General features: G+C 46.0%; 22 protein-coding genes and 3 pseudogenes. 9 read left to right on the forward strand and 16 right to left on the reverse strand.

Annotated elements, in window-relative coordinates:
- Nucleotides 1-46 precede the first annotated feature (46 nt).
- Nucleotides 47-1,825, reverse strand: coding sequence for a HEAT repeat domain-containing protein (locus AB8S08_RS11385; protein WP_369742816.1), 1,779 nt, complete (start codon nucleotides 1,823-1,825; stop codon nucleotides 47-49).
- A gap of 41 nt (nucleotides 1,826-1,866) precedes the next feature.
- Nucleotides 1,867-2,415 carry a type IV toxin-antitoxin system AbiEi family antitoxin gene (gene abiEi, locus AB8S08_RS11390; protein WP_369742817.1) on the reverse strand — a complete coding sequence of 183 codons (549 nt, stop codon included), beginning with the start codon at nucleotides 2,413-2,415 and terminating at the stop codon, nucleotides 1,867-1,869.
- 113 nt (nucleotides 2,416-2,528) lie between these two features.
- On the opposite strand from abiEi, the gene AB8S08_RS11395 reads away from it, so the two are divergent.
- On the forward strand, nucleotides 2,529-3,305 hold the full coding sequence (locus tag AB8S08_RS11395; RefSeq protein ID WP_369742818.1) for an SDR family oxidoreductase: 777 nt from the start codon (nucleotides 2,529-2,531) through the stop codon (nucleotides 3,303-3,305).
- Nucleotides 3,306-3,369: 64 nt separating this feature from the next.
- Here the strand turns inward: AB8S08_RS11395 and AB8S08_RS11400 are convergent, their stop codons facing one another.
- Entirely contained in the window at nucleotides 3,370-4,512 is a 1,143-nt protein-coding gene (locus AB8S08_RS11400) for an RNA-guided endonuclease TnpB family protein (protein ID WP_110077114.1), read from the reverse strand.
- 261 nt (nucleotides 4,513-4,773) lie between these two features.
- On the opposite strand from AB8S08_RS11400, the gene AB8S08_RS11405 reads away from it, so the two are divergent.
- Both AB8S08_RS11405 and AB8S08_RS11410 read left to right on the forward strand, forming a co-directional pair.
- Nucleotides 4,774-4,953, forward strand: a complete 180-nt coding sequence (locus AB8S08_RS11405; RefSeq protein WP_369742819.1) for a type II toxin-antitoxin system RelE/ParE family toxin — start codon at nucleotides 4,774-4,776, stop codon at nucleotides 4,951-4,953.
- Complete coding sequence (locus tag AB8S08_RS11410; protein ID WP_110075591.1) at nucleotides 4,950-5,225, forward strand: helix-turn-helix domain-containing protein; 276 nt, start codon at nucleotides 4,950-4,952, stop codon at nucleotides 5,223-5,225. Before AB8S08_RS11405 ends, AB8S08_RS11410 begins: the two co-directional genes overlap by 4 nt.
- Here the strand turns inward: AB8S08_RS11410 and AB8S08_RS11415 are convergent.
- Nucleotides 5,222-5,803 carry an SOS response-associated peptidase gene (locus AB8S08_RS11415; protein WP_313933331.1) on the reverse strand — a complete coding sequence of 194 codons (582 nt, stop codon included), beginning with the start codon at nucleotides 5,801-5,803 and terminating at the stop codon, nucleotides 5,222-5,224. The genes AB8S08_RS11410 and AB8S08_RS11415 overlap by 4 nt on opposite strands.
- Before the next feature lie 155 nt (nucleotides 5,804-5,958).
- Between AB8S08_RS11415 and AB8S08_RS11420 the strand changes: the two genes are divergently transcribed.
- Both AB8S08_RS11420 and AB8S08_RS11425 read left to right on the forward strand, forming a co-directional pair.
- On the forward strand, nucleotides 5,959-6,264 hold the full coding sequence (locus tag AB8S08_RS11420) for a transcriptional regulator (protein WP_110075600.1): 306 nt from the start codon (nucleotides 5,959-5,961) through the stop codon (nucleotides 6,262-6,264).
- Nucleotides 6,261-7,514 (forward strand): type II toxin-antitoxin system HipA family toxin, encoded by a 1,254-nt coding sequence (locus AB8S08_RS11425; RefSeq protein ID WP_369742820.1) that lies wholly within the window; start codon nucleotides 6,261-6,263, stop codon nucleotides 7,512-7,514. The genes AB8S08_RS11420 and AB8S08_RS11425 overlap by 4 nt, the downstream gene beginning before the upstream one ends.
- 139 nt (nucleotides 7,515-7,653) lie before the next feature.
- Here the strand turns inward: AB8S08_RS11425 and AB8S08_RS11430 are convergent, their stop codons facing one another.
- A complete protein-coding gene (locus AB8S08_RS11430; RefSeq protein ID WP_369742821.1) occupies nucleotides 7,654-8,394 on the reverse strand; it encodes a GPP34 family phosphoprotein in 741 nt (246 codons plus the stop codon).
- 157 nt (nucleotides 8,395-8,551) lie between these two features.
- Here AB8S08_RS11430 and AB8S08_RS11435 point away from each other — a divergent pair, with 157 nt between their 5' ends.
- Nucleotides 8,552-9,451, forward strand: coding sequence for a putative RNA methyltransferase (locus tag AB8S08_RS11435; RefSeq protein WP_369742822.1), 900 nt, complete (start codon nucleotides 8,552-8,554; stop codon nucleotides 9,449-9,451).
- Between the two features lies 1 nt (nucleotide 9,452).
- Here AB8S08_RS11435 and AB8S08_RS11440 read toward each other — a convergent pair whose 3' ends face one another.
- Together AB8S08_RS11440 and AB8S08_RS11445 are read right to left on the reverse strand one after the other, a co-directional pair.
- Nucleotides 9,453-12,578, reverse strand: a complete 3,126-nt coding sequence (locus tag AB8S08_RS11440) for an efflux RND transporter permease subunit (RefSeq protein ID WP_369742823.1) — start codon at nucleotides 12,576-12,578, stop codon at nucleotides 9,453-9,455.
- A complete protein-coding gene (locus AB8S08_RS11445; protein WP_369742824.1) occupies nucleotides 12,578-13,729 on the reverse strand; it encodes an efflux RND transporter periplasmic adaptor subunit in 1,152 nt (383 codons plus the stop codon). Before AB8S08_RS11445 ends, AB8S08_RS11440 begins: the two co-directional genes overlap by 1 nt.
- 93 nt (nucleotides 13,730-13,822) lie before the next feature.
- On the opposite strand from AB8S08_RS11445, the pseudogene AB8S08_RS11450 reads away from it, so the two are divergent.
- The 3 pseudogenes from AB8S08_RS11450 to AB8S08_RS11460 all read left to right on the forward strand — a co-directional run.
- A pseudogene (locus tag AB8S08_RS11450) lies at nucleotides 13,823-14,002 on the forward strand (XRE family transcriptional regulator); the annotation flags it as partial.
- Nucleotides 13,992-14,168 (forward strand): annotated as a pseudogene (locus tag AB8S08_RS11455) (type II toxin-antitoxin system HipA family toxin); the annotation flags it as partial. The pseudogenes AB8S08_RS11450 and AB8S08_RS11455, both read left to right, overlap by 11 nt.
- A 62-nt stretch (nucleotides 14,169-14,230) precedes the next feature.
- A pseudogene (locus AB8S08_RS11460) lies at nucleotides 14,231-14,896 on the forward strand (type II toxin-antitoxin system HipA family toxin); the annotation flags it as partial.
- Here AB8S08_RS11460 and AB8S08_RS11465 read toward each other — a convergent pair.
- The 9 genes from AB8S08_RS11465 to AB8S08_RS11505 all read right to left on the reverse strand — a co-directional run bounded on the left by AB8S08_RS11465 (nucleotide 14,886) and on the right by AB8S08_RS11505 (nucleotide 24,471).
- Nucleotides 14,886-15,206, reverse strand: a complete 321-nt coding sequence (locus AB8S08_RS11465; RefSeq protein WP_369742825.1) for a hypothetical protein — start codon at nucleotides 15,204-15,206, stop codon at nucleotides 14,886-14,888. The pseudogene AB8S08_RS11460 and the gene AB8S08_RS11465 overlap by 11 nt on opposite strands.
- 255 nt (nucleotides 15,207-15,461) lie before the next feature.
- On the reverse strand, nucleotides 15,462-15,953 hold the full coding sequence (locus AB8S08_RS11470; protein ID WP_369742826.1) for a hypothetical protein: 492 nt from the start codon (nucleotides 15,951-15,953) through the stop codon (nucleotides 15,462-15,464).
- A gap of 45 nt (nucleotides 15,954-15,998) precedes the next feature.
- Nucleotides 15,999-17,243, reverse strand: coding sequence for a hypothetical protein (locus AB8S08_RS11475; protein WP_369742827.1), 1,245 nt, complete (start codon nucleotides 17,241-17,243; stop codon nucleotides 15,999-16,001).
- 222 nt (nucleotides 17,244-17,465) lie between these two features.
- Nucleotides 17,466-17,936 carry a hypothetical protein gene (locus AB8S08_RS11480; protein ID WP_369742828.1) on the reverse strand — a complete coding sequence of 157 codons (471 nt, stop codon included), beginning with the start codon at nucleotides 17,934-17,936 and terminating at the stop codon, nucleotides 17,466-17,468.
- A 10-nt stretch (nucleotides 17,937-17,946) separates the two neighbouring features.
- Nucleotides 17,947-18,363 carry a helix-turn-helix domain-containing protein gene (locus AB8S08_RS11485; RefSeq protein WP_369742829.1) on the reverse strand — a complete coding sequence of 139 codons (417 nt, stop codon included), beginning with the start codon at nucleotides 18,361-18,363 and terminating at the stop codon, nucleotides 17,947-17,949.
- Nucleotides 18,356-18,730, reverse strand: coding sequence for a hypothetical protein (locus tag AB8S08_RS11490; RefSeq protein WP_369742830.1), 375 nt, complete (start codon nucleotides 18,728-18,730; stop codon nucleotides 18,356-18,358). The genes AB8S08_RS11485 and AB8S08_RS11490 overlap by 8 nt, the downstream gene beginning before the upstream one ends.
- A 252-nt stretch (nucleotides 18,731-18,982) precedes the next feature.
- Complete coding sequence (locus tag AB8S08_RS11495; RefSeq protein ID WP_369742831.1) at nucleotides 18,983-19,678, reverse strand: hypothetical protein; 696 nt, start codon at nucleotides 19,676-19,678, stop codon at nucleotides 18,983-18,985.
- An 87-nt stretch (nucleotides 19,679-19,765) separates the two neighbouring features.
- Entirely contained in the window at nucleotides 19,766-22,348 is a 2,583-nt protein-coding gene (locus AB8S08_RS11500; RefSeq protein WP_369742832.1) for a DEAD/DEAH box helicase, read from the reverse strand.
- Nucleotides 22,349-22,350: 2 nt separating this feature from the next.
- Nucleotides 22,351-24,471, reverse strand: coding sequence for a site-specific DNA-methyltransferase (locus AB8S08_RS11505; RefSeq protein ID WP_369742833.1), 2,121 nt, complete (start codon nucleotides 24,469-24,471; stop codon nucleotides 22,351-22,353).
- Nucleotides 24,472-24,550: the final 79 nt, after the last annotated feature.

Here is a 24,550-nt window from a genome sequence, read left to right on the forward strand (position 1 = left end):
CTAAGTTTTGCTGAAGTATAACTGTGATTTTTCCATAAATATCTCGCTATTCGCCGCTCTCACACCCATCCGGCGCACGCAACCCAGTCGCCGGGTTAAAAATCACCGGCCCAGAGTAGGTGTTAATCAAAATTTCCTGTGGGTTGATCTTCCATGAGCTCATGGGTGCGCCGGGTAGGCGGTAAATGGGCTCTACGGCAAAGCCTTTGGCTATTTCGGTGGCGCGGTACAATACGCCGTTATTCATGCCTAAGTGCGCCAGCCCTGTGGTGGCATAGGCGGTAGAGCCGTAGCTGTATATGTCTTCTATGTTTTCGTTCAAAATCAGCTCGGTGCTGCCGTCTTGGTACAGTGCCATCATTTCACCGCCCCACTCGCCGCGGTTGGTGCCGGTTAGCCAGCTGTCGCCTACTTTGGCGGCTACATCGGGCTTTACGGTGCTTTCGGGTGATGTGCAGAATTGCGCTAAGTCTTGCGCTTCGCTGGTTGACGCGTCCGCGCACCACGGGTGTTTGTAGCTGAATTGGCTTAGGCCTTTAAACTCGCGATCGTAAATCTTTATCTGCTCGGGTTCTGCCATGATGGCAAATTGATCGGCACTACAATTGCGGGCGCGGTGTGAATAATAATGCTGAGCGTCTTTTTCTAATGGCGGTTGGTCTGCGCGCAGTCGTTGTGCGGTCACTGCGGCAAAGTCACGTACCAAAGCATACCAGTGGCTGGTTGCAACATGTTCAATGTCGTCTAGTGCTGGCCTGTGTTGCAACCAATGCAAGGCTTGCAAGGCGGCGTGTACTTGCAGCCAGTCTTGGTCGTTGAGCAGCATCGTTTGTAGCCGTGGCGCAGCCTTTTCATAACCAATAAAGCCGAGTGTTCTCGCTACAGCGGCGCGGGTGTTCCAGTCTTCTGCATTTAGGTAGTGCGCAACCTTGGCGCCCACGTGCTTGGCGGTATGGCCAAGGTGGCCAATGTCACGCAGTATCCACTCACGGTACAGGCCCTCGCCTTGGGCTAGTTTGGCCACTAACAAGTCCGCAGCATAGGGGCTTTTCAGTACTTTTAGCGAGGTAAGTACGTGCTCACTCAGCTCGGGGTTGGCTTTTACCATACGAATAAGTTCGGCTTCAACGGGCGCGCTTTCGGCAGTTATGTAGCCTACCCACCCCAATGCTAGCTTACGCATGTCTGGGTCAATGTCGTTGTTTTTTGCCAACGCAAGAAGCGCAAGCGCACTTGGCTGATCCGATATTTCAAGTTGATGCAGTTCATCAAACACTTCTTGAAATCCAGCATAACTTTCTGGGGTACAGTTATTTTTACAGGCCATAGCGTTAAGCAAATGCGGTAAGGCCGGCGCGCCAATCTTGGCTAGCGCAAACACAATTTGGTTGCCGCCTTTTCCTTCTCGTAAAAGCTCGCTCACCAAAAATTCAGCGGCTTGGTCACCGCCCATACGGCCTAGCAACCGGTATGCCCAGCCGCCACTGCCATCTAATTTTACGTTGTTCTGAATAACCTGGCGCACCAGCTCAAAGTCGCTTTGGCGTATGTCTTTTATGTCTGCAATAAGGGTGTCGGCTAGCTGGCGTTTGTTGCTGTTGGGGTGCGCAGAAAGCTTGGCTAAGGGCTCTAGGCCGTCGCGGCCAAAGGCACGCAACTGGGCTTTGACGGCTTCATCGGCTTCGCCGTTGCTGTAACTGGGTACGTCTTTTTCAGGTATCAGCGCAATGCAGGCCTCAACGGTGGTGCAAGGGCTGGCTTGGTCGAGCGCGTGCGACATTGGCGCGGCTAGGCCTAATAGAATGACAAACAGTGCTCGTTTCATAGGTTCCCTTGGTTAACTAACTCATTTAGTCATTAACTTATTCATTCACTTATATGCCATGCCACTTTAACTTCGGTATCAACTAAATGCAGATTGCGGCCGACTTGTTTTAAGTCACGATAGGCGGCAGCCTGCGTGGCGAGCCGAAGTGGACGACCAACGTCAACAGAATTATCCAAAATATCAATAACGTTGCGCTTGGTATGGATAAATTCGATAGTGCCAAAGGGCGTTTTAAATTCACCTGAACGGCCAGTGGTCATTACCGTTAACCGATCAATTGGAATTTGTGAAATAGCCCCGTATTCTGACAACGCAGACTCCAGGCTGACATAGTTGTATTCACCGCGCCGAATAGTACGCGCCACCAGTTCTAGCGTGCTGCTGCCCTTTGAACGCGCCGGTATGTAGACAAAAACACCATTACTCGCCCGCACCAAAATGCCGTCTTTAATTAGCCGTTTAATACCAGCTCGCAAATTTGCTTCAGTGTCTTCATGAAAAATTTTTCCGAGATCCGACAGTGCGTAAACGTAACGACCTTGTTTGTCGAAATCAGATAATTTTCGAATGGCGTCGAGTTGCTTCATCTCAATTGGTTCACACTAATAGCAACTTTTATTGTCATTAGTGTAGACCTAATGCGTTGGTGTGGCGATATAGTGTTACATTAAGGCTTACCTATTTGACTGGAATATTAACGATGCACCAACCTTCTATTTTCATCACCGGCGCGGCGGCCGGTATTGGCAAAGCCACGGCGCTGCGGTTTTTAATTGGTGGCTGGCAGGTGGGCGCTTTTGATATCGATGCGCAAGGATTAGAGAGCTTAGCTAACGCCGCCGCGGCGATGGGGTGTAGCAAGTTACTGAAAACGGGCCAGTTAGATGTGACGAATAACGATAGCTGGCGAGCGGCTTTAGCAGAATTTACCGAGCATACTGGCGGTAACCTGACGGTGCTTTTTAATAATGCCGGCATTCTGGTTTCTGGCCCGCTAGCGGAGCAGAGTTTAGAGGCTCAGCAACGGCTTATTCAGATAAATGTACAGGGCATGTTAACCGGTTGCTATATGGCGCGGCCGTATTTGGCTAAAGGTTCGCGGGTAATCAACATGAGTTCGGCTAGCGCCATTTATGGCCAGCCTTCGTTGGCGGCCTATTCTGCCAGCAAATTTGCCGTTCGTGGGCTGACCGAAGCGCTAAGCATAGAGTGGGAACATGCCGGTATTCAAGTGATGGATGTGATGCCCCTGTTCGTGCAAACCAACCTGGTTACTAACATGAACGCCAGTAGCATTCGTCGCTTGGGCGTACGCCTAAAACCGGCCGATATTGCACTGACCGTATGGCGCATGGCGCATTATCGAGGTAACCGCGTGCATTGGGCAGTGGGCCTACAAACCAAACTCATGATGTTTGCAAGCAAGCTAACCCCCGCTTGGCTGTTGCGGCTAAGTAATAAGTGGATTGCGGGGTGACTTCTCACCGCCCTATCGGGCGATGCTTCTTACTTCATTAGCCGTTGCTCGATAGTATCGAGGCTTACGCAGCTTCCATAAGCAGAGACGACCGTCCAGCCGCCTTTAATTCCAGAATGCCTTTATCACGGATATTGAAGGCGGCATTTAAGTCGCGATCTATACCCATCGTTCCGCATGAGGGACAATCCCATGAGCGAACCGATAAGGGCATTACTTCCATTTTATGACCGCAACAATGGCAAGTCTTAGAGCTGGCGTACCACTGGTCGAGCTTGACTAGGTATTTGCCTTGCTCTTTCAGTTTGTACTCCAGTTTGTTGACAAAGCTATACCATGAGGCATCGGCTATGTGTTTTGCCAGTTTACGGTTTTTCATCATATTGGCCGATTTCAATGTCTCAACTATCACCGCTTGGTTTTCGTCAACGAGAGTTCGAGAGAGTTTGTGTTGAAAGTCGGCACGAGCGTTTGCTGCTTTTTCGTGGCATTTAGCAACCAACAAACGAGCCTTTGCTCGGTTGGCGCTCCCTTTAGCCTTACGAGACAACTGACGCTGCTTACGTCTGAGATTTTTCTCAGCGCGTTTTACAAATCGAGGGTTGGCAGTCTTTCTGCCGTTTGATTCGATGGTGAAGTGAGACAGCCCCAAATCAACACCTGTAACCTTGCTTATAGTGTGAAGTAATGCAGGCGCTTTAACTCCATCATCCACAAGGATAGAGGCGTAGAATTTGCCAGTTTTACTCAGGCTCACTGTAATGCTTTTAACTGCTCCCGAAATTTCACGATGGATATTTGCCTTTACAGGCTGCATCTTGGGCAACTTAACAGCCCCATCCAGCACTTTTACACCCACACAGTGATAGCTCGACTGTTTGCCGTGCTTGCGTTTAAATTGCGGAAATTTGGCTTTTAACTTCGGGTTGAAGAAGTTGTCAAAGGCTTGATGCAGATTGATAACCGCCTGCTGTAAGGCGATTGAATCATATTGTTTCAACCAGTGGTATTTTCGTGATTTCTTAGCAACTGCAAGCAGCGGTTTTATGTCTTTTTTGGGGTTCAGCGTAACCCTGTGCTTGCGATACATATGAGACTTTAAATGCAGAGCCTTGTTGTACGCGAAACGCACAGCGCCAAACTGAGCTATTAAAAACTCAGCCTGGTCTTGAGTTGGGTAAATGCGTACTTTTGTCGCCCTTAACATTTAAATTATACCACTGTATAAATAACCAGCATTCTCCTGATATGGCTTTGCTTGTCAAGGAAGAAGTTGAGGCTTCGCCTCAATCGCCTTATATCCCCGCCCGATTGGGCGAGGGTTTATGGCGAAATTGTTAAGTTATCAATCCTTATAGTCATTTATTACTATTTCCCACCCACATCAAATGACATGTCCTACAAGCTTATAAATTAGACAATCTTAACTATCGAAGTTATCATAAATGATAACAAGGAGGTTGTTTATATGTCATGGACGATCACGTTTTATAGCGGTGTGGAAGAAGATTTATTAAGTCTTCCGCCTAAAATTCAGGCGAGAATGATTCGGCTTTTAGAGCTTATGGAAACGCACGGTCCTAACTTAGGCCCGCCGCATACAAAATCCATAGGCAATGGACTATTCGAATTACGAGCAGCATCATGAACTTAGAACAGCTAAAAAAACAGGCTCTTAAAAACCCAGAAGTAAAAGCCGAGTACGACAATCTTGAAGATGAGTTCAATCTTATACATCAGCTGTTAAACATGCGTGCGCAGGCAGGCCTTACCCAGGAGCAATTAGCCAAGAGAATGCACACAAGTAAAAGTAATATCAGCAGGCTTGAGCGGGGTAATACCAACCCGAGTTGGGCCACGTTAGTGAAATATGCACAAGCTTGCGGCTTTGAGCTTTCGTTGATGGCACACAAAAGCTAAGCAGAAATAACCAACTCAATATCCGCCGGCGCCTGCAACAGCGGCGCCAGCGCGTCGGCTTCGCTATTTAGCCAAAATTCTACTTCGCTGGGGCGAATAAGCAGCGGCATGCGGTGATGGTATTGCGCGCACTGCTCGGTGGGAGCGGTGGTTAGGGTAACGAGCTGTGCTTGATGCTCTAGGTGCGGAAAGTAAATGCCAGCCATGTAAAGTGGCTGGTTATGGGCTTCAGCAAATAGGTATTTGGTTTTTCGGGGTTGCCCCTCTTCTTGCTGCCACTCATACCAACCGCTGCACGGTACCACACACCGAAACTGTTTGAGTGCGCGCTTAAAAGTTGGCTTAGTCGCCACGCTTTCGGCTTGGGCGTTAATAATAATGCGTTTCGCCCACTGCGGCTGTATTCCCCACTGGGTATTCAGTTGCTGCAAGCCATTGTGGTTGATGGGCGTGGTAATTGCAGCCACCATTTGCGTTGGCCGCAGATCATGATTGGTTGGCGTGTCAAACTTAAAGCCCAGCTGCTCGGTTACTAGCTGGCATAACGGATCGCTAACTACGTTAAGTCTTCCACACATGGTTTACCCACCCAAAATAGGACTATATTCCAATTTTTAACCTAATATTAGGAATAATATCCAAATAAATTACGAGATTTCGACTTGAATAGCTACAATTATAGGACTATATTCCACTTAATACACAGAAAACAGGATAATAGTCCTAGGTATTTATGGCAAAGCGCGACTTACACAAAGTTTTATTTCCCAAACAACGACGAATATTAGCAATATTCGGCGAGGATTTATTGTTGGCGACGAAACGCCGCGGATTTACCAAAAAACTTATATGCGACAGAACCGGGTTTGATTATAAAACTGTGAATAAAATTTTTGCCGGAGACCCCGGTGTGGCTATAGGCTCATACCTAAAAGTTATGGCCGTACTTGGCATGGAAGACAACTTCGCCAAATTGGCTGCGCACGATGAAGTAGGCATTAAGCTACAAAACATTAAGTTACTTGAGGGTTCACAATGAGCCGTCGCAATGTGGACGTGTATGCCTCGTGGTTACCCATTCAATCGCCACTTCACGTTGGCGAGCTACGATTTTCTGAATCCAGTCGGGGCGGTATATTTAGCTTTGCTTATGATCGTCAGTTTCTAGCGTCACCATACTGTTTACAAATTGATCCGCAGTTGAGCTTGCATAGTGGCGAATTCTTTAATGATGACGCGAATCACAACTTCCGTGCATTTCTTGACTCTTCTCCCGACAGATGGGGCCGCATTTTGATGCAGCGTCGCGCAGCTATTGAGTTTAGAAAAGGCCTGCGTGCTACCGACCGAATGACTGAGATTGATTATTTACTAGGTGTTCACGACTCATACCGTATGGGTGGTTTGCGATTTAAAACATCAGAATCTGATGCATTTTTAGATGATCACGCAGATTTCGCTGCGCCACCAATAACCTCGCTGCGTGAGCTTGAATACGCAGCTTTGCAGCTTGAGCATGACGAAAATATTGATAGCGATGACTATTACCGATGGCTGAAAATGCTTATAGCGCCGGGGGCATCGTTAGGCGGCGCACGGCCTAAAGCCTGTGTTCGTGACGAGCATAATCATTTATGGATTGCCAAATTTCCCAACTCAAATGACGACCATGATGTAGCTGCTTGGGAGCTACTTTGTTACGAACTAGCCCTGAGCGCCGGTGTAGAAATGTTCCCATGCAAAATTGAGATGTACTCATCGCATCATCATACGTTTTTAACCAAACGCTTTGACCGCGTGGGCGCAGATAGGCTTCATTTCGCGTCTGCCATGACACAATTACAATATTACGATGGTGAGCAATCTGAAGGGGCGAGCTATTTAGAATTAGCTGAGTTTTTAACTAACAACGGCTCACAAACTGAAGCAGATCTTGCACAACTATGGCGTCGAATTGTATTTAATATCGCCATTTCAAACACCGATGATCATTTACGGAATCACGGCTTTTTGTTAACCGAAAAAGGCTGGAAATTGTCACCCGCATACGATTTGAACCCGATAGTTGGCAAAACTGGGTTGCATTTGAATATTACTGACACCTCAAATGCACTCGATTACAACTTGGCATTTGAAGTGATTGATTTTTTCCGACTTGAGCGTACCCAAGCTCAAGCCATTTACGATGACGTTCTAACCGCTGTTGGCGCGTGGCAACAGGTGGCCAAGCGCCTAGGTATTAGCCGCGCAGAACAGCTGTTGAAACAACCGGCGTTCAATGTTGGTTAATGTTAGGTTTAAAGCGGCGCGGGCCGATGTATGCCATAGCCCTGCCCATAATGAATGCACCCGGCGGAACGACCGCCCAGTAACGGTCAGCGCTTTTATATCGGTTCTTATCTAAACGACCATGCACCGCCCCGACGGGTTAACACCCGCTGGAACTGGATGAACTAGTGGCCGCCGTTGTTGCGGCCATCATAGCTGGCAACATCACCGCCACCATCACGGCTGCTTGCACTGCATCCACTACCTCGCTGGTGATCTGACCTAGCTCTTCGCCCTTCGCTATTTTATCGATGCGCTCTTTATGGGTTTTGAGTTCATCTTTACTGAACACTTCTTTAAGTAAGTACGCACTTTTAGCAAGAGCCACTAAAATCGCTACTTTCGCATCAATTTCTAGTGGTTTATCGAGAATCAAACGGCGCATCTCATGGCGTAAATGACGTTCTGGCTCGGGGTTCACTTCTGGGTAAACCTTCTGAGTAAACACCCACAATACCTTCTTTTCTTCGCTTTTGATGATGCCATCAACCACCAATTGCTCGGCTACTTTATGCTTCAGTTTAGGAATATGACCAATGGCCATCACCCAGTTCTTCAAGGTATCCGGACGTTTCTTGGTAGCGATTTTATGCAGCACTTCATCCATCACTAAATCGCCGGTGGGAGCGGCATCAATCACCTCAAGCTTATTCTTGTTATCAGCATTTACTTTCACGCGATTCATCATTAACAGCTCAGCCAATACTGCCGCAGCAACCGTGTACTCAATGTACCAGCCCTCGGTAGTGCCCTTCTCATCGTGAAGTGCTAACAGCACTAATGCTTCATAGAGTTTGACTTGTAACTGATTAGAATTATGAGTTTGATTGTGAGTCTGCATGGTCATCTCGTTTTTATTGTTTTGTGAATTCAGCATAGTGGTTAACGGCAGATTGCTCAACTTAGCCGTAGGATAAGAGTGTATCGACTTGTTTCTGCAAGCCGGATTAGTTCTAATAGCCCTTATTAAGTTACCGCTAACGAGCCCCGACCGTCTTATGTCCTCAACCACACATTCATGTAGCCCATTGCAAACCCTAAGCTGCCCCCTGTGCCAGCAGCCACTGCTGCTTGGAGGAACTTGCGGACCCAGCTCCGGAGCTGGGTCCGCAAGTCCTTCTTGGCGATGCGGCAGCGGCCATACTTTTGATGTGGCTAAGCAGGGCTATGTGAATTTGTTGCCGGTGCAGAATAAGCGCTCGAAAGACCCTGGCGACAGCAAAGCCATGGTAAAGGCTCGGGCTGAGTTTCTGCGCGCTGGCTACTATCAGCCATTGGCAGCTAAACTCGCCGAAGTGGTGCTAGATCAGGGGGGTGAGCCACAAACTTTACTAGATGCCGGCTGCGGTGAAGGATATTACTTACGTGAATTGTTAGCCCAAGCCGAACAGCGCCAGCAACAGCTCATATGCGCGGCTTTAGATATCTCCAAATGGGCGGTTCAAGCAGCAGCCAAGCAAGCGCCTCGCGTTACGTGGCTAGTGGCTTCAAACAATCATATTCCATTGCCAACCGCCAGCCTCGACACCCTACTCTGCGTGTTTGGCTTTCCGGTGGCGCACGAGTTTCGCCGGGTGCTGAAACCAAACGGCCGCTTGATCATGGTCGACCCCGCGAATCATCATTTGCTAGAACTAAAACAGATCATTTATCCACAGGTACATAGCAAACCCGAACAACTGCCTGTGCCTGCCGACACCTGGCAATTGACTGACCAACAGCGCCTGACGTTTACAATTAGCCTTACCCAGCCGGAACACATTCAGCAGCTGCTCACCATGACACCGCATCTGTATCGCGCCAGCAGCGAAGGCCGCGCTCGTGCCGCTGCGCTCACACACATAGACGTGACGGTTGATGTCTGGATCCGCACTTTTACGGATACCAGCAACAACTAACTCAAGAGTCTTGGTCAACCTTCTTATGCTTTTGGCTACGGTCAATTAAGCTATAAAATAAGGGGATAAAGAAGATCGCTATAAAGGTTGCTGCCAACATCCCGCCGACCACTGTGGTGCCAACGGCATTTCTTGCCGCTGAGCCAGCTCCCGAACTCAGCATCAACGGAACAGCACCCAAAATAAAGGCCAATGAGGTCATAACGATTGGACGAAAACGCAGTCTTGCGGCATTCATTGCTGCCTCTAGTACGGTTCGACCTTGTTCACGCTCGAGCACTGCAAACTCAACAATCAAAATAGCATTCTTGGCTGCTAACCCGATCAGAACAAGAATACCAATTTGGAAATAAACATCGTTTTGCATGCCGGCCATAGTTACAGCTATCGCGGCCCCGAATAAGGCAAAGGGCACCGCCGTGATCACTGCTAAAGGTAAACTCCAGCGCTCATATTGTGCAGCAAGAATTAGGAATACCACCACGATACCGAAAACGAAGGCTATTTGAGCTGCAGCACCGGTGGTTTTTTCTTGAAACGCCGAACCGACCCAATATAACTGGGTATAGGGATCATCACCCGTCACGTCAGACACTATTTGCTCAAGTGCCTCTAGTGCTTCGCCGGAGCTCACACCGGGAGCCGGATTACCCATGATTTTTGCTGCTGGGTAGTTATTATAGCGATCAACGATGTCCGGCCCAGTAGTGCGCGTCACTGAAACCACTGAGTCTAGCGGAACCATTTCGCCGCCCGCTGCGCGCACAAATACCTTAGCAAGATCGTCTGGAGATGCTCTAAACTCAGATTCGGCTTGCATGTAAACGCGCCACACTCGCCCAAACAAGTTAAAATCGTTCACGTAAGAAGCGCCAAAAGTGCTCTTCATGGCCGCAAAGATTTCATTAATTGAAACCCCCATACTTTTGGCTCGTTCACGATCTACTTCGGCTTTGTAGCGCGGAATATTAGTATTGAGAGTGGTACGTACACCTTGCAGTAGCTCATGCTCGTTTGCTTTTTCAGCGATAGCTGTTGCCAGCTCATATAACTCCTGGGCGCTTGCTCCTTGAGTATTGGCAAGATAGCCTTCAAACCCACCAGTCGTTGAAATACCTTGAATGGGAGGCGGATTAAACGCAGTAATGCTGCCTTCAGGAAACTCATTGCTTATCGCTGAGATTTTGTCAGCTAGAGCATAACTACTTTGTGTATCGAGATCGCGATCGTCCCAATGTTTCATTGTAATAAAACTAGCTCCAGCATTACTTTTTAAGCCTCCGGCAATTAAATCAAAACCAGTAAAGCTCATGGCTTGGTCCACTAATTGCTCTTCACCAAGTCGCTTATTTAAACGTTCTACAAAAGCGTCATTTCGCTCAAAAGAGGCGCCATCTGGTAAATAATGCGCCGCCATAACATAGCCTTGATCTTCGTTCGGCACTAAACCGCCCGGTAAACGCCATACTAACAAAGCAGCCACCACAGTAAGTCCAACAAACAAGGTTAACCCCAACGATGTCCGCTTCAGCATAAAGCGCACACCATCGGTATATTTATTAGTTAAGGCGTCGAACCATTGATTGAATTTTTGCAGAAACTTAGGCGGAGCTGTATGTTTCTCACTAAGTAATAATGCACATAGTGCCGGTGTAAGTGTCAGCGCCACAATACCCGATATAATCACCGAAATTGCTATGGTGATTGCGAATTGCTGATACATAATACCGGCTAGCCCACCAATGAATCCAACCGGTATAAACACAGCAGATAATACCAATACTATCGCGATGACAGGCCCGGAAACCTCTTGCATGGCTTTAATTGCTGCTGGTTTTGCCGGAAGCTTTTCTTCACGCATAATGCGCTCGACATTTTCAAGCACTACAATAGCATCATCAACCACGATACCAATCGCCAATACCATGGCCAGCAGCGTTAACATGTTGATAGAAAAGCCAAACAGATACATACCAGCCATTGCACCAATCAGTGATACTGGCACCGCAATCAGTGGAATAATGGTTGCTCGAAAACGCTGTAAAAATAAATAAACCACGGCCACAACTAATAGAATGGCTTCGAGTAACGTTTGCACTACTTGGGAGATCGATACTTTTACAAATTCCGTGGTATCAAACGGAACGCTATAACTTACGCCGGAAGGAAAGTTCGCAGCCATACGTTCTACGGCTGCGTCGATGAGCTCTGACGTTTCTAGTGCATTTGCACCAGGGCGTAGGTAGATACCGATGGGCACTGACGCACTTTGATTGTGGAGCGCGTCAAAGTTGTATCTCAAGGCACCAAGTTCAACCCGCGCAATATCTGCGAGTCGCACCATGCTGCCATCGCCGCGAGCTTTTAAGATAATTTGCTCAAACTCTTCAACACTAGAAAAGCGTCCGTCGGTGGCCACCGTTAAAGTGAATTCTTGTGGGTTATTCGGGTTAGGTGCTGCGCCAAATTGGCCGGCAGCAAACTGCGCATTTTGTTCATTGATGGCCGCATCTACATCGGCTGGTGTCAGATCATATTCAGCCATTTTATCCGGACGCAACCAAATTCGAATGGCATACGTTTTTGACCCAAACATAGTTGCGGAGCCAACACCCGGAACCCGCTGTATCTCATCCTGAATGGTCATTAAGGCGTAATTATTCAAGAAAATAGGATCACGACTACCGTCAGGTGAGTTCAATGCTACTATTTTTAATAACGCATTCGATTCTTTCGATACGCTCACACCACCCGTTCTTACCTCTTCTGGTAGACGAGAAAGCGCACTCTCCATTTCGTTTGTTACATCGATGGCTGCTTGGTTAGGGTCGGTTCCTACCGCAAAGGTAATCTTCAGACTCATGTCGCCTGAATCATACGTTGAGGTAGTCATATACAACATATTCTCGACGCCGTTTATGGCAGACTCTAGTGGCGCCGCAACCGCATCAGCAACTGCCTCAGCGGAAGCTCCTGGATAATTTGCTGAAACCACAACTTGTGGCGGTACCACATTTGGGTACTGCGACACGGGCAGACCACGCATAGCTGCCAGACCTGCCAAAACGATAATAATCGACAGTACTGAAGAAAGTACGGGGCGTTCTATAAAGAATCTCGAAAACATTAGTCGTCCTCTGTGTACGAATCGGCTTGAACTTCAAGTCCTGGCCGTAACATTGTTAATCCCTCAACAACAACACGTTCATTACTCTGCAGACCACTAGAAATGATAAACCGATCATCCAGACGCGGACCAACGACAACTTCCCTCAGTTCAATCCTGTTTTGCTCGTTCACTACATAAACTCTGGCTTGCTCGCCAGATTGTACGAGGGCTCGCTGCGGAATAGCTATTGCGCGCTCAAGACGAATATCTGGAATGTGCACCCGAGTAAATTGTCCCGGTAATATTTCAGCTTTCGGGTTTGGAATTCGCGCGCGCACGTTGATGGTACCCGTTTCGCTATCAACGGAACGGCTGATGAAGTCAATCACACCCTCATGTTCAAATCGTGAACCATTATTGCGTTCAATCTGGGCATGCGGTGCCTTAGACTGATCACCCGTTACGGCAACTTGCTGTAGCAGATACTGTGCTGCTAAGTCGTTTTGCGGGATAGCAAAATAGACGTATAACGGGTCCAGCTGGGCCATCGTCGTTAAGGTATCGCTCTCTGAAATAATATTACCAACCGAGTATTTTTCTCGCCCAACAATACCGGTCATTGGCGATTTAACCTGGGTATAGCCTAAGTTCACTCGTGCTTCTTTAACACTCGCTTCAATCGCTGCATAGTTTGCTTGCGCTAACTCTAAATTGGCCAGGCCCTGGTCCCGATCACGTTGACTCACAGCGCCTTCATCAAACAGTAACTTAATACGATCCCACTGACGCTCAGCATCGTTTAATTCTGCTTGAGCACGCTGTAGCTCGGCCTCAGCACGCTGTAATGCAATTTCATATTCTGTTGGTTCAATGGTGAATAGCAAGTCACCTTCTTGAACTAACTCGCCTTCTTGGTACTCCCGACTTTTTAGCATTCCCGCAGCCCGAGCACGCACACTCACTTCTTTCGAACCTTGCGTACGAGCGGCATATGAACGTGACAAAGAAAGTTCTTCCGGTTGGGTTTGAACCACTAACACCCGAGGCAACTGTTTTTCTACTGGGTTTTCCGCTTCATCGGCGATACTATCACTGCAGCCGGATAACACCCCAGCAAACACCAATACACCAAGAGCTAAACTATATTTTTTATAGTTTATGTGAATCATAAGCACCTCAAGCTTCCATTATTTAGCATGAACAATAAGGCTTTTTCTTAACATTGTTTAGCTTCTTTACACCGGCTTTACATACATACAGACTGCATTGCTGCGGCCACCATTAAGAAATTTGAGCTGACCGGGCAAATTTCATTTCGTCAATTGCTGTTGCTATGGCAGACCCTTGATTCGCTAGATAGGCTTTATCAGCTCACGCAACTTAGCAAAGAACGCGCTGCTATACCCACGAGTATTGATGAGGTGCTAAAAGATGAGTTTTAAACCGATTCAGAAGCTTAATGTTACTCGTACGCTAAGCTCAGGTGAGCAGCCGCACCAAGGTGTACATGGCGTATTTGGAGATTGTTTGCCCGATGGCTGGGGCATGCTGTTGCAAGATCGTATTTTCCGACAAAAGGGTACCCTGCCTAATCAATTAACGGCAATGGCAACTCATTGAAGCACCACCTACCAGCGTTGGATTTCAATCGAGAAGCCAAACAGTAAATAGAAGGTGGCTCTTGGATTGTGAAATTGCCATCGTCTCGCTTTGACGCTGTGCCAGAAAATGAATATTCGATGATGGAACTGGCTCGCATGTTGGGGATGGATGTTCCAGAAACGCAGCTACTCCCGATTAGCCAGATTGCTAATATCCCAAATGGTATTGGCAAATTTGGCGATGCTTTTAAAAATGTTCAGGCGTTTGCGATCAAGCGCTTTGATCGTGCAGGTGAACAAGCAGTACATATTGAAGATTTTGCGCAAGTGTTTGGCGTCTATCCTCAAGATAAATACAAAAACGCCAGAATGCGCAATATTGCTCAGGTTATCGGCGTCGAAGGTCAAGATAAGGACATTGCAGAATTTACCCGTCGATTGGTATTCAATACCCTAATTGGTAATGCCGATATGCATTTGAAGAATTGGTCTGTGATTTACAAAGACAAGCGCACCGCATCGATTGCGCCTGCCTATGACTTTGTCTCGACCATTCCTTATATCCCCGATGATAGCGCGGCGCTGAAGGTGAGTCGTAGCAAGAAACTCAGTGATTTTACGCTGGATGAGCTGTCACACTTAGCGGCTAAAGCCATGCTGCCAGAAAAATTGGTGTTAGATACTGCCAAGCAAACCGTGGCAGGCTTTCATGAAATCTGGCCTTCTAATAGAGCGTGGCATGTTGCTGCACAGCGTGCCGAATTTTGACCAAAAATTGGTTTGCCGCAACAAAGATAATTAGTGGCATAAGTATGCTCAAGAAATTAGCCAAGGCGAGCAATACAGGTCTATTTTCGGCCGCCCAAGAACTGTGACTTTGATATTGCGCCAGAACGGTCAGCGCAATACAGGCAACAAAGGCCACAATAATCTCTGAAAATAACCCTTTCCTTTTCTTTAAGAAAAGAAGTAATTCGGCCACTGCAAACGCCAACAGAAAGTATGGCCAACTACTTTTAAAGGAACCAATCAGAAATTCGTCCATAAGTACTCACAATATTGTCACTGTCTACTTGCGTCCTAAGCTCCGCTTGCAAGCAAGCTGCATCTGCAATGCGCCACCCGGCTTACCTTGCGGAAAAACGCCGGGTTATTCGATGTTTTGGATCTGAACGGATGATGTGAATATTATTTTCTTATTAAACAAAAACTTGCTTGTTTTAAGGCTGACGTTTTTTGCATTTAGGATCCATTTTTGGATCCAGTTGGACTATGTACTGACGCTCAAAACGGCGAGAAATTAAGCTTTGAACAAAACATCATAAACTTCTTCGATGCTGTTTATTTTCTTAAATTTCCCTTTTGGTATAACTCTTATATTTGGCCTTTCAGCTTTATAACCGTCCTGGTCGCCTTTTGTATGTCTCGCTATCTTCATTCCACTTAGGTCAGGTAGCTTTTCACCTGGGGTAGAACCAAAAAAATAAAACGGGCCCAATTCTAAGGTGTCTTGGTCAAAGTAAATCCAAATCACACACCCTGATGGCTTATCAGCAAGTCTCGTATGTACTTTCTGGTTTGCGGTCTTACCGCCGATATATGAGGCTTTCAATTGAATGTGCCTTACTATACCGCGATCTTCCGCTATGACATCATATCCAGCATTATCGACCTCGGGACTGGCAACCTCAAGTGAGCAGTCGTAGTCTTGCCAAGAAAGTTTCAACAGCTCACCCACGAATAAATGCTCTATTAATTTTTCTCGAAATGAGGAATTTTCACTGTGCTTCAATTCAACTTACTCCCTATCAATGTTCCCAAAGTGATCGCTATTGCGTTACTTCGATGCCTTTAGAATCTCAACTATAGTTGACGTTATGCTCTTAAATGAAGACTCATGAATAACGCCTTCGTCAGGCTCACCGTTCTCAACACCAAAGAAAAACTTTTCAGCAAGACGTTCCTTCAGTTCCTTTTGTTTGTCAGAATCAAGCGAGTAAATGTATGGTTCTAGTGCCTTTATCTGTAGGGCAAGGCCTCTAGCTTTCTTGGCTTCGTTGCGGTGTTTCGTTGATTGCTGGCTACTAAACGCAGCTCCGAATAACAATACGCCCGTAATAGAAAAGTTAATTATCATTCTGTACCAGTCTGGGGCAGCACTTTGTGTTAAATGCTCAGCTACATCCATGTCGATAGGCAGTTCGGGCTGTAAAAAGTAAAAGACGACTAGCAGTAACCATGCGATTGTTGCCCCAATGAAGCCTAATGAGATCCATCGCCAAATGTTTGCCTGAGTTGTCTCTGAGGTCGCTGTTTGACTGTAACCACCCGCAATACTATCACCAGCCGCAAGTTCATAGAGTTCCTTAATATCGTCGTGCTTACTCGTTGAATCTGCGATGAGCTGTTGCAGCTCTTCCTCGGTCGCTTTCATAAGTTCACGGGAATCTTCTCGCGCTTTTTGGTCAATGCTATTGAACCAATCCGAGTATTTTTGGCTTCTAGACTCCTGAGCATCCGAAAACTGTTGCTGAAACTGTGCAGTAAGACTATCCAGCTCTTGTTTCCGTGTACTTAACGATTGTTCGATTTTCTCTTTTTCTTTAGCCAGAGATTCTAGCCCGCTGGTCAACTCTTTAAGACGCTCTTCTGCTGATTTGGCTTTAGCGAGAACTTTATCCAACGCTTGCTTACTCGATTCTTCGGCTACTAAAATAACCGTAGAAACCTCTTCTTCAACATCTAACCTAGGAAGCTGATTAATTTTAGGTATTAAGCCGGTAAGCGTTTCGTTAAGTGGCTGTAGTTGATTGTTATCGCCGCCAGCAAAAGCTTTTGCTTTCCCTAGAATATGAGGGCTCTTAAGTGCATTACTTATTTCGTCAAGCAAAGGAAATGGTAAAAGTCGAGCGTCGACTTCACTCAGCCGATTACGGCACTCTTCAACAACAAGTCGTGCCCTTACTAGCTCATCAAACTGGGATAACTCAAGGTTCTCGGGCTCATGACCAAGAGCTTCTTGAAGCTCTTCAATTACTTGATGTATCGCATGCTCACTAAATTGCTTTTGCCATCTATTCATATTGATTTGCCTATCTACCTAACAAGCTAACTTGGCCAATTGAGAAAATGAAAAACCGAGGTAGACTGAACTGGTGGGCTCTTTCCTTGAGGAAAACTATCTGAGCGGGGAATTCAAACTGCGCTTTACCTCGTATCCTTGGCGACGCTTTTAATTCGTAAGGTGACTTTACATCACCTTATTCGGCTGAGCAAATTTTAGACTATATGGTTGGTTCGGGATTTATTTGCGGAGTCGATAGACGGGAATAGGTACAGGCTCAACGCCCATGCGTGACAGTGTTGATTGCGCGTATTCGCGCCAATAAGGCCATACATGGTAAGGAACGTTAAAACGTCCAAACTCGCGTAAAGAATCTTCGTTTACGTCGTCTTTCATCACATAAATAACGCTGAAACGAGCTTCGATCAGAAGTGTTGTGCAATCACTATCTGACGCTTCCGCGTCGACTTCTTTCGGCTCGAACTTAAGGCCACATTGATAAACGTAGGCAACATACTTCGGGTTACCTTCCTCGCCCTCACCAGGCTCCAACACAGAAAAGCTGACCAAACCACGACCAACTTTTACATTGCAATTTGGTTTAGGTTTGCTAAATGAGAATACCTCATCGCAGTCGACTCTGGCTGTAAGCAGGTCAACTTTCTCTATGCTGAGGTTATCGACTGCTGGTTTAATCACCGCTTCGTTCATTTATTGCGCCTCAAACTGCTTGATATTCACATTCATCAACATCAACGCGTCGGCTGGTATGGAGGTGACTTGGGAAATCAACAACATTATCGCCGTTGTTCACTCGAACGTTTTCCCAGCTGTATCCCTCAGTTGCACGATCACGCAAGTCGAAATGCACTTCTTTACCCAATGCAAAGGCGAGACTGGCGATTGTACGAACAGTCATGTTGTGGTCACCTTTGAAAACTCGGGTAATGAATGCAGGCTTCTTATCAACTAATTCGGCAAGCTGAGAGTTGCTGATCTCGGCCTCTTTCATAGCATGATAAATCTCATTTGCGATGCGGTAGATTGCTTTCTCTTGAGCAACTTTACACGCTTTCTCCTGCTCGTTTTCAGTGTCACTCCACTCTGAAAAGGCGTTCTGAAAGTCAAATTTACTCATTCTCTTCTCCAATTGTCTGCAACCATGCTCTGTAGTTTTCTTGCACTGCTCTTGTATCAGCTTTCGACAGCTTCTGCTGTTTTTTATAGATATAGTGACTAATCACAAAATTTCCACGGTAGTACCAACCGTAACAGCGAACTTGCTTCACCTTGAGCGCATAAAATTTACGCCGCGCCTCGAGGTCACCTTCAACATTGCATTGTGCTGGCACCTTCCAATCGTGACCCTCTTCATACATTTCAAAGAGCGCAGTAAATTTTTGGGCTACACCAGCTGCAAGATGCGGCGGAACGTGACTCATCGCTTCACGCAAGGTGTCGGTCACGTTGTCGTTAGCTTCAAGAATTTGTCTTGTCTGCGCCATTAAGGGTAGCTCATTTTACTTATAAGTTAAAAATATTCAAGATCAATTTTGAATTACTCATATAAACAACTTCGCCATGCATTATGTCCTTTCTGGTTCTTGATCTAATCGATAACGAGAGCGCAGCGCGCTTCGAGAAGTCCTTCCATAACATCGTTGTTACGAAATCCTTTTGCTTGTCTGTCATTGCCTAGATCTCCTGCTTCAATGAGTTGACCAGCGTATCTAGCAGGCTAGTTCCTTCGAGTGCTGTTACGATGGCAAATGTTGCTTTGTAAACTCTTCAATCGCACTTATTGCATCGGTAAGTAAAGACTCAAGTTCATTATCATCTTCATCACCTGCATAAGTAATATCCTGCTCGATTCGTTCACCGAATTCTGGGTTGGCCTGAAAATTTCTCCCACCCGATGCGATATTCCTAAGCGAAGCCTGCATTGATGCTCGCAATCTCGTGACACACCTTTTAATGGCAGCGGTTAGAGGAATTACCTGTTTACCCCACAAAACCTCAGCTTCTATCGACGCAGCTTCTAAATCAACAAACGCATTCGCAACATCAGCCCACCTATTCGCATATACATGCGCGTGTGCAGAAGAACGTTCGCTTGCGTTGGCTTCTAGTGGGTTGTACCCGTCTGGAAATTCTTGAGCTGAAATCATCGGGCTTCGACAGTAGTTTAGCTCCTTTCTGAGGTGGTATGCAGCGCGTAAATAATTTTTAGCAGCTTCAAACTCAGTTCTTCCTCGAATTTCACTCTTCCACTGATTAACACCTTTTATTGCTGCGACGCCAAGTAGCAAGGTTCCGAAGGCGGTTGCAAAACCACTCAGCGTAGGCAAAAAGTGACCTTTACCCTCAATTAACAGCCCTAAACATATTCCACAGAACAAAACGCCAATGATGACGATAGTCCAGATGACGCCATCTCTTTCGAAAAAAGCCATACCTCGCTCACTTACCTAATACTCTCAATATTAAGTTTACTTTCATTTCCCTAATTACTTTATGCCTCGGCTTTTCGGTCACTATTGCTACGAATAATCAACAGCCACATCGCTACTGTACAACTCCGCTATGGATGTCGCTGATGCTATCGCTGCGCGCACTCGACGCTCTTTTAGATCAATAACCCGGTATACATCATCAACTTTAGCAATTGCATCAATACGGCGATAATGAGCTCCGAAATTTTCCGCATATTGCGCCAGCCCTTTCAACTTAGGAATTGAGTCACTAAATTGCGTTCCATGTGGGTCAACAATGTCCGCTGCAATGCTGCCATCTGCAAGTTGGGTAAAAAAGATGAAGTCAGGACGCATCAATTTTATATTGCCGGCATCCTCGTAAATTACCCCGAGAGAGTCTTGACTCGCACGAGCTGGGTTTCTATACCAAGCAATAACTTCGTTTCGGCTTAACTCGTGATTAAGAACATCGACTTCCCACATGTTGAAATCCTCTGGGAAAAAACCTTCTGAGTCACAGAGCATATGCTTCTCATATTTTGGCAGAGACCTTTCAGTTCCATCGGCCTCTCGGATAATCGTTCTCTGCATCCATGAATTTGGTTTTGCTAAATCGACGTCCATTGGCTCTGTACTCATTTCTCGAATTTCGCGATATACGTCTTGCCGCTCGTCCGATAAGGTTTTAATTTCAATCCTGAATCGCATTAGCCAAGTTTTAGCGAGCTTTTCAGCCTCTTGCTCCAAATATGTTTGAATTTCGGGAACTAATCCAAGTGCAGCGACTGTTGCATGAGCATCCATGAGCGCCTCTTCATAGTCGTCTTCGTCACTTTCTGAGCTAGCCAAAAATTCGCTGTAAGAATTCGCCAAGTCGGGACTAATACTTCTACTAGCTCTTCGATATGCATCATCGACGACGACATAATCAGCTGTTTCCAAGAAAGCATCGAAAGACATTTTCTTGTCTGCTAGATCGGCGTTTAATGTTCTCCCTTCAACAGTGAGAACAGCTTTTCTTGCGTCGGTAATTTGGTCTGAATAACGCTGGCGAGCGGCATTTAATGCTTTGTGCATCTCAGCATGTGCAAAAGTCCCTGCATCCGACAGAATTCCATCAAAGGCAAGTTCATGCGCCAAAGATGTCAGCCGCTTAATTGGCTTAGACTGTTTTTTAGGTATGGTTTGACTTGGAAGAGAAATTAGTTTTTCCCAGACCGCTTCAGGAACACACGGATTCGCAAGCATCTCTTCTGGATTGATTAGAATTCTTCGCCCGTCTAATTGCTCTCCTCCGTCGCTACCTGTCATCAGTGAATCAGCAACCTCAGTAACGGACTTTTCATCAAAAAACGGCAGTAAACAATCTACAGAATTGAGGCGTTCATTACCCGAAATACGCCGGGCTAGAGGGGTACGAACCATGCGGCCAAGCAACTGGGTAATATGTGTTTTGTCCTTTGCTGGACGAAAAGAAACCATTACCTCCGCTCTCGGACAATCCCATCCAGTGCTAATAGCATCTTTAGCTATAAGCACACGAACCCAACTAGACTCTTGAACACGCTCCGGCGAAATATAAGGAACGCTATAACTCCCAAATGTCTGGGTTTTGTGGTCACCAAAAACATGAGCTATCGCATCAGTAGGTAAGTTCGGCCAACGCTCGAAGATAGTATCCAACGCTCTGCCAATCTCATTATGATCTGGTGTATTAGGTACTTGCAGTACCATAAGTGGAATGACTTTTTCAGTATCGCCTTGTTGCTCATGATAGGCCAACCAAGCTTCTGAAATGTCTTTTAATTTATCAATCCCTCGTCGTACAAGAATAGTATCAAACTGGCCTATTTCACTCGGCACATCAAGTATAATAGTGTCTTTTAATAACCCAGAAGCCTGAACTTTTGAGGAGTCAACTACTACATTTGGCAACGTAGCTCGCGCTTGCATATAGGATATCGCACTGTTAAATCGCTCTACGGTTGCAGATATTCCCCATACAACAGGAATTCCTGGCACTAGGCCTTTACCGTTAATGAGGCGCTTTACGATTGTTGACTTCTCATCTGTCCTAGAATTAACCCCCATCCCCCGGTGAGCTTCATCTAATACTAATGTCAAAGTCAGCGATGGGTCATCAATGGTATTTTGAATAGTGTCCCAAATCGTGAAAGAACGCAGATCTGGCATGACCCTCTGGCCTGATGTCTCATAACCTTCTTCATCGATATCTGAGCCTCGCACAAGTAAGCTGTTCTTACTAAGCTTTTGAGTGTTAAGAAAATAAATCTTGCCCGGTTCAAATTTTTCTTGATTAAAAGTATTTTGAACAACGACAAGATCACTCGGCGAAATCCTGTCTGATGCTTCCAGTAGACGATACTTAGATTGCTCATTTAAAGAGGGATCGTCACTAAACCAAATTACCGCTGCGCTCGGATCTGGTTCATAATCGAAGTTGTCATCGCCATGAAATAAAGCTTCAAATACAGCTGCAGCCATTACGGTCTTGCCAGCACCTGTCGTGGCAGTTAGAGAGAATGCATGTCTGTCTCCATCCTCTATCCAGCGTTTGGATGCCTTTTTTAAATTGACGAGTACATCTCTTACCGCTTCTTCCTGATAATCTTTTAATATAAATTTCATTTTTAACGGCCCATCGAAAAGCGGAAGTTAGACAAGTAAGACTCATAAAGGCGCACTGGCTCTATTGAATCCGGCAAATAACGAACAACGGCCTGAAAACGTCGATCGTCGTCTGTTACAATGTAAGCAACACGCACGGTCTTTTTCATTTTTACTGCATTACAGAACTTCACTGATTGATCGAGGTTTACCAATATCCCATAAGAATCGACAATTTCCCAACCCTGCTCTGGTATTTCCTCAATCCGCGCTCCGGTAGATCCGGCTCTCATCCATAGCAACGGTGCAATACGCCTTAAAGCCAAGTTATGCCTCACCGCAACTGGAGTTTCATAAGTCAAAGTAAAAAACTCTGCGTTCTCTTCAAATCCTTCCGCCAAAGGAAACTCATCAGTGAATTTGTAATCTCCCTCGATGCTTTTTCCATCTGGAGTATCACCAGTAATCGTTGCTTGAATTCTCGGCTTGGTAATATACTCGCATATACCCCACTGTTCCCATTCGTCATCTCCTGGCCTAAATCTAGATTTAATTAGGCGTTTTTGCTCATCTGCACTAACTTCATTATTTGTAACTGATATGGATTGTCTCAACCCGTTATCTTGTCGGTTAAGTCGCATTACTGCATGTGCTGTTGTGCCCGATCCAGAAAAGAAGTCTAGAATTACTGCATTCTTGTTTTTCCCCACGAAGAAACGCAGAATGTCTTCCACCGAATAAAGCGATTTGGGAAATGGGAATTTCCGGCCTGGAATGAGGGTTCTTAACAGCGTTGAACCGTATAAACCAGCGTCGTGCGCAGGACTCGACCATACCGTGCGTGGACGAGTTAAGCGATTAGCGCCCTCCTTATGCTTGAGAATCAATGCACCGAAGTCATCTCGTCCAAGAATTTCAATTTCTCCTTGCTCAATTCTTTTTTTCTCAGCATTTCTAAGATAATTTATGGTGATTTTCTTTGGTGAAACATTAACTTTTGCATAGCCTTCAATGAAAGCCTTTCTGACTGTTGCAGCTCCGAGTTGCCAAGTGTTTTCAGTACCATCTGGTCTTAAAGGCCATATAGCTATCAAATTATCTGATGGAGAATTGACTGTATTCCGGTCTTGGTCTAGTGGGATTGGATTCCCTACTGAGTGTAATTGCCCAGTCGGATAAACCCATATGGGATAAAAAAGATTAGGGCGCGCCTCCCTAGAGCTATTTGAACCTGTGCGCATAAGTGAAAACCAAATTGGAGCTGTGTTTTTGTTCTTATTAACTTCTCCAGAGAGTGGAGCAGATAACACAGAAGAATTTCCGAATTGGATTACGAATATATATTCCTCTGTGCGAGTAAAAGCATCTGGTCTTGTAACTCCTGCACGCGGATTTATAACGGAAGTTAACATCTGGATCCGACCCTCAGGGAATGTCTGCTCCAGAAGTAAACCTAATCTCAAATACTCTTTTTCATCAATCGTGACTATTAAGACAGAGCAAGTTGGATTTAATAATTGCTTTGCAACTATCAAACGTCGCTCCATAAATGCAAGCCATTTGCTATGCCTATATTGGTCATCATTTTCTACATAATTGTTATTATACTTCCAATCTTTCGCACCGGTGTTATATGGAGGATCAATATAGATTGCATCAATCTTGCCGCGATGAGTATAAGTCAAGGCTTCCAAGACGTGAAAATTCTCGCCATTGATGACAGTGTGGTATGGCTTATTGCCGCCTCGTTCAATTTTCCCTGTACTGACAAGCCCAGGATAAATATAGTCACGGAACTCTGCAACGACCACCAAATCCGCGATAAGTACTTCAGCTATTTCTTGGCGATCAATATCAATTGATTCGATTTCAGCCATTCGAGCATTTTTACTTTTTAATATTCTTCGAACTCTCCACAGTGTTTGGTCTCCTTTTTTTGTAGACCCACGAGGAGGAAGAACTCTAACTTTGTCGCCTTTGCGAACTGGCCGTCCGGGTAATTCAACACTCTCGGGTTTATGGCGCTCAAAGTTGAGCCCAAACGATCGTCTTGATGAGAGCGCTTTAAACTCTTTTTCAAGCTCCTCTCCCAGAGCGGGATCTTTAGCTCTGGCCCGAGCCAGCAAATCGGTCAATCGTGACACAGTTATCCCTCACTTTTTAAATACAACTTAGGCTTCCAATGAGGCCCTAGCTCCATAACTACTTAACTAATAGTCGACT

Origin of the sequence: Pseudidiomarina sp. PP-1MA (genome assembly GCF_041200125.1) — a bacterium.
GTDB lineage: Bacteria > Pseudomonadota > Gammaproteobacteria > Enterobacterales > Alteromonadaceae > Pseudidiomarina > Pseudidiomarina fusca.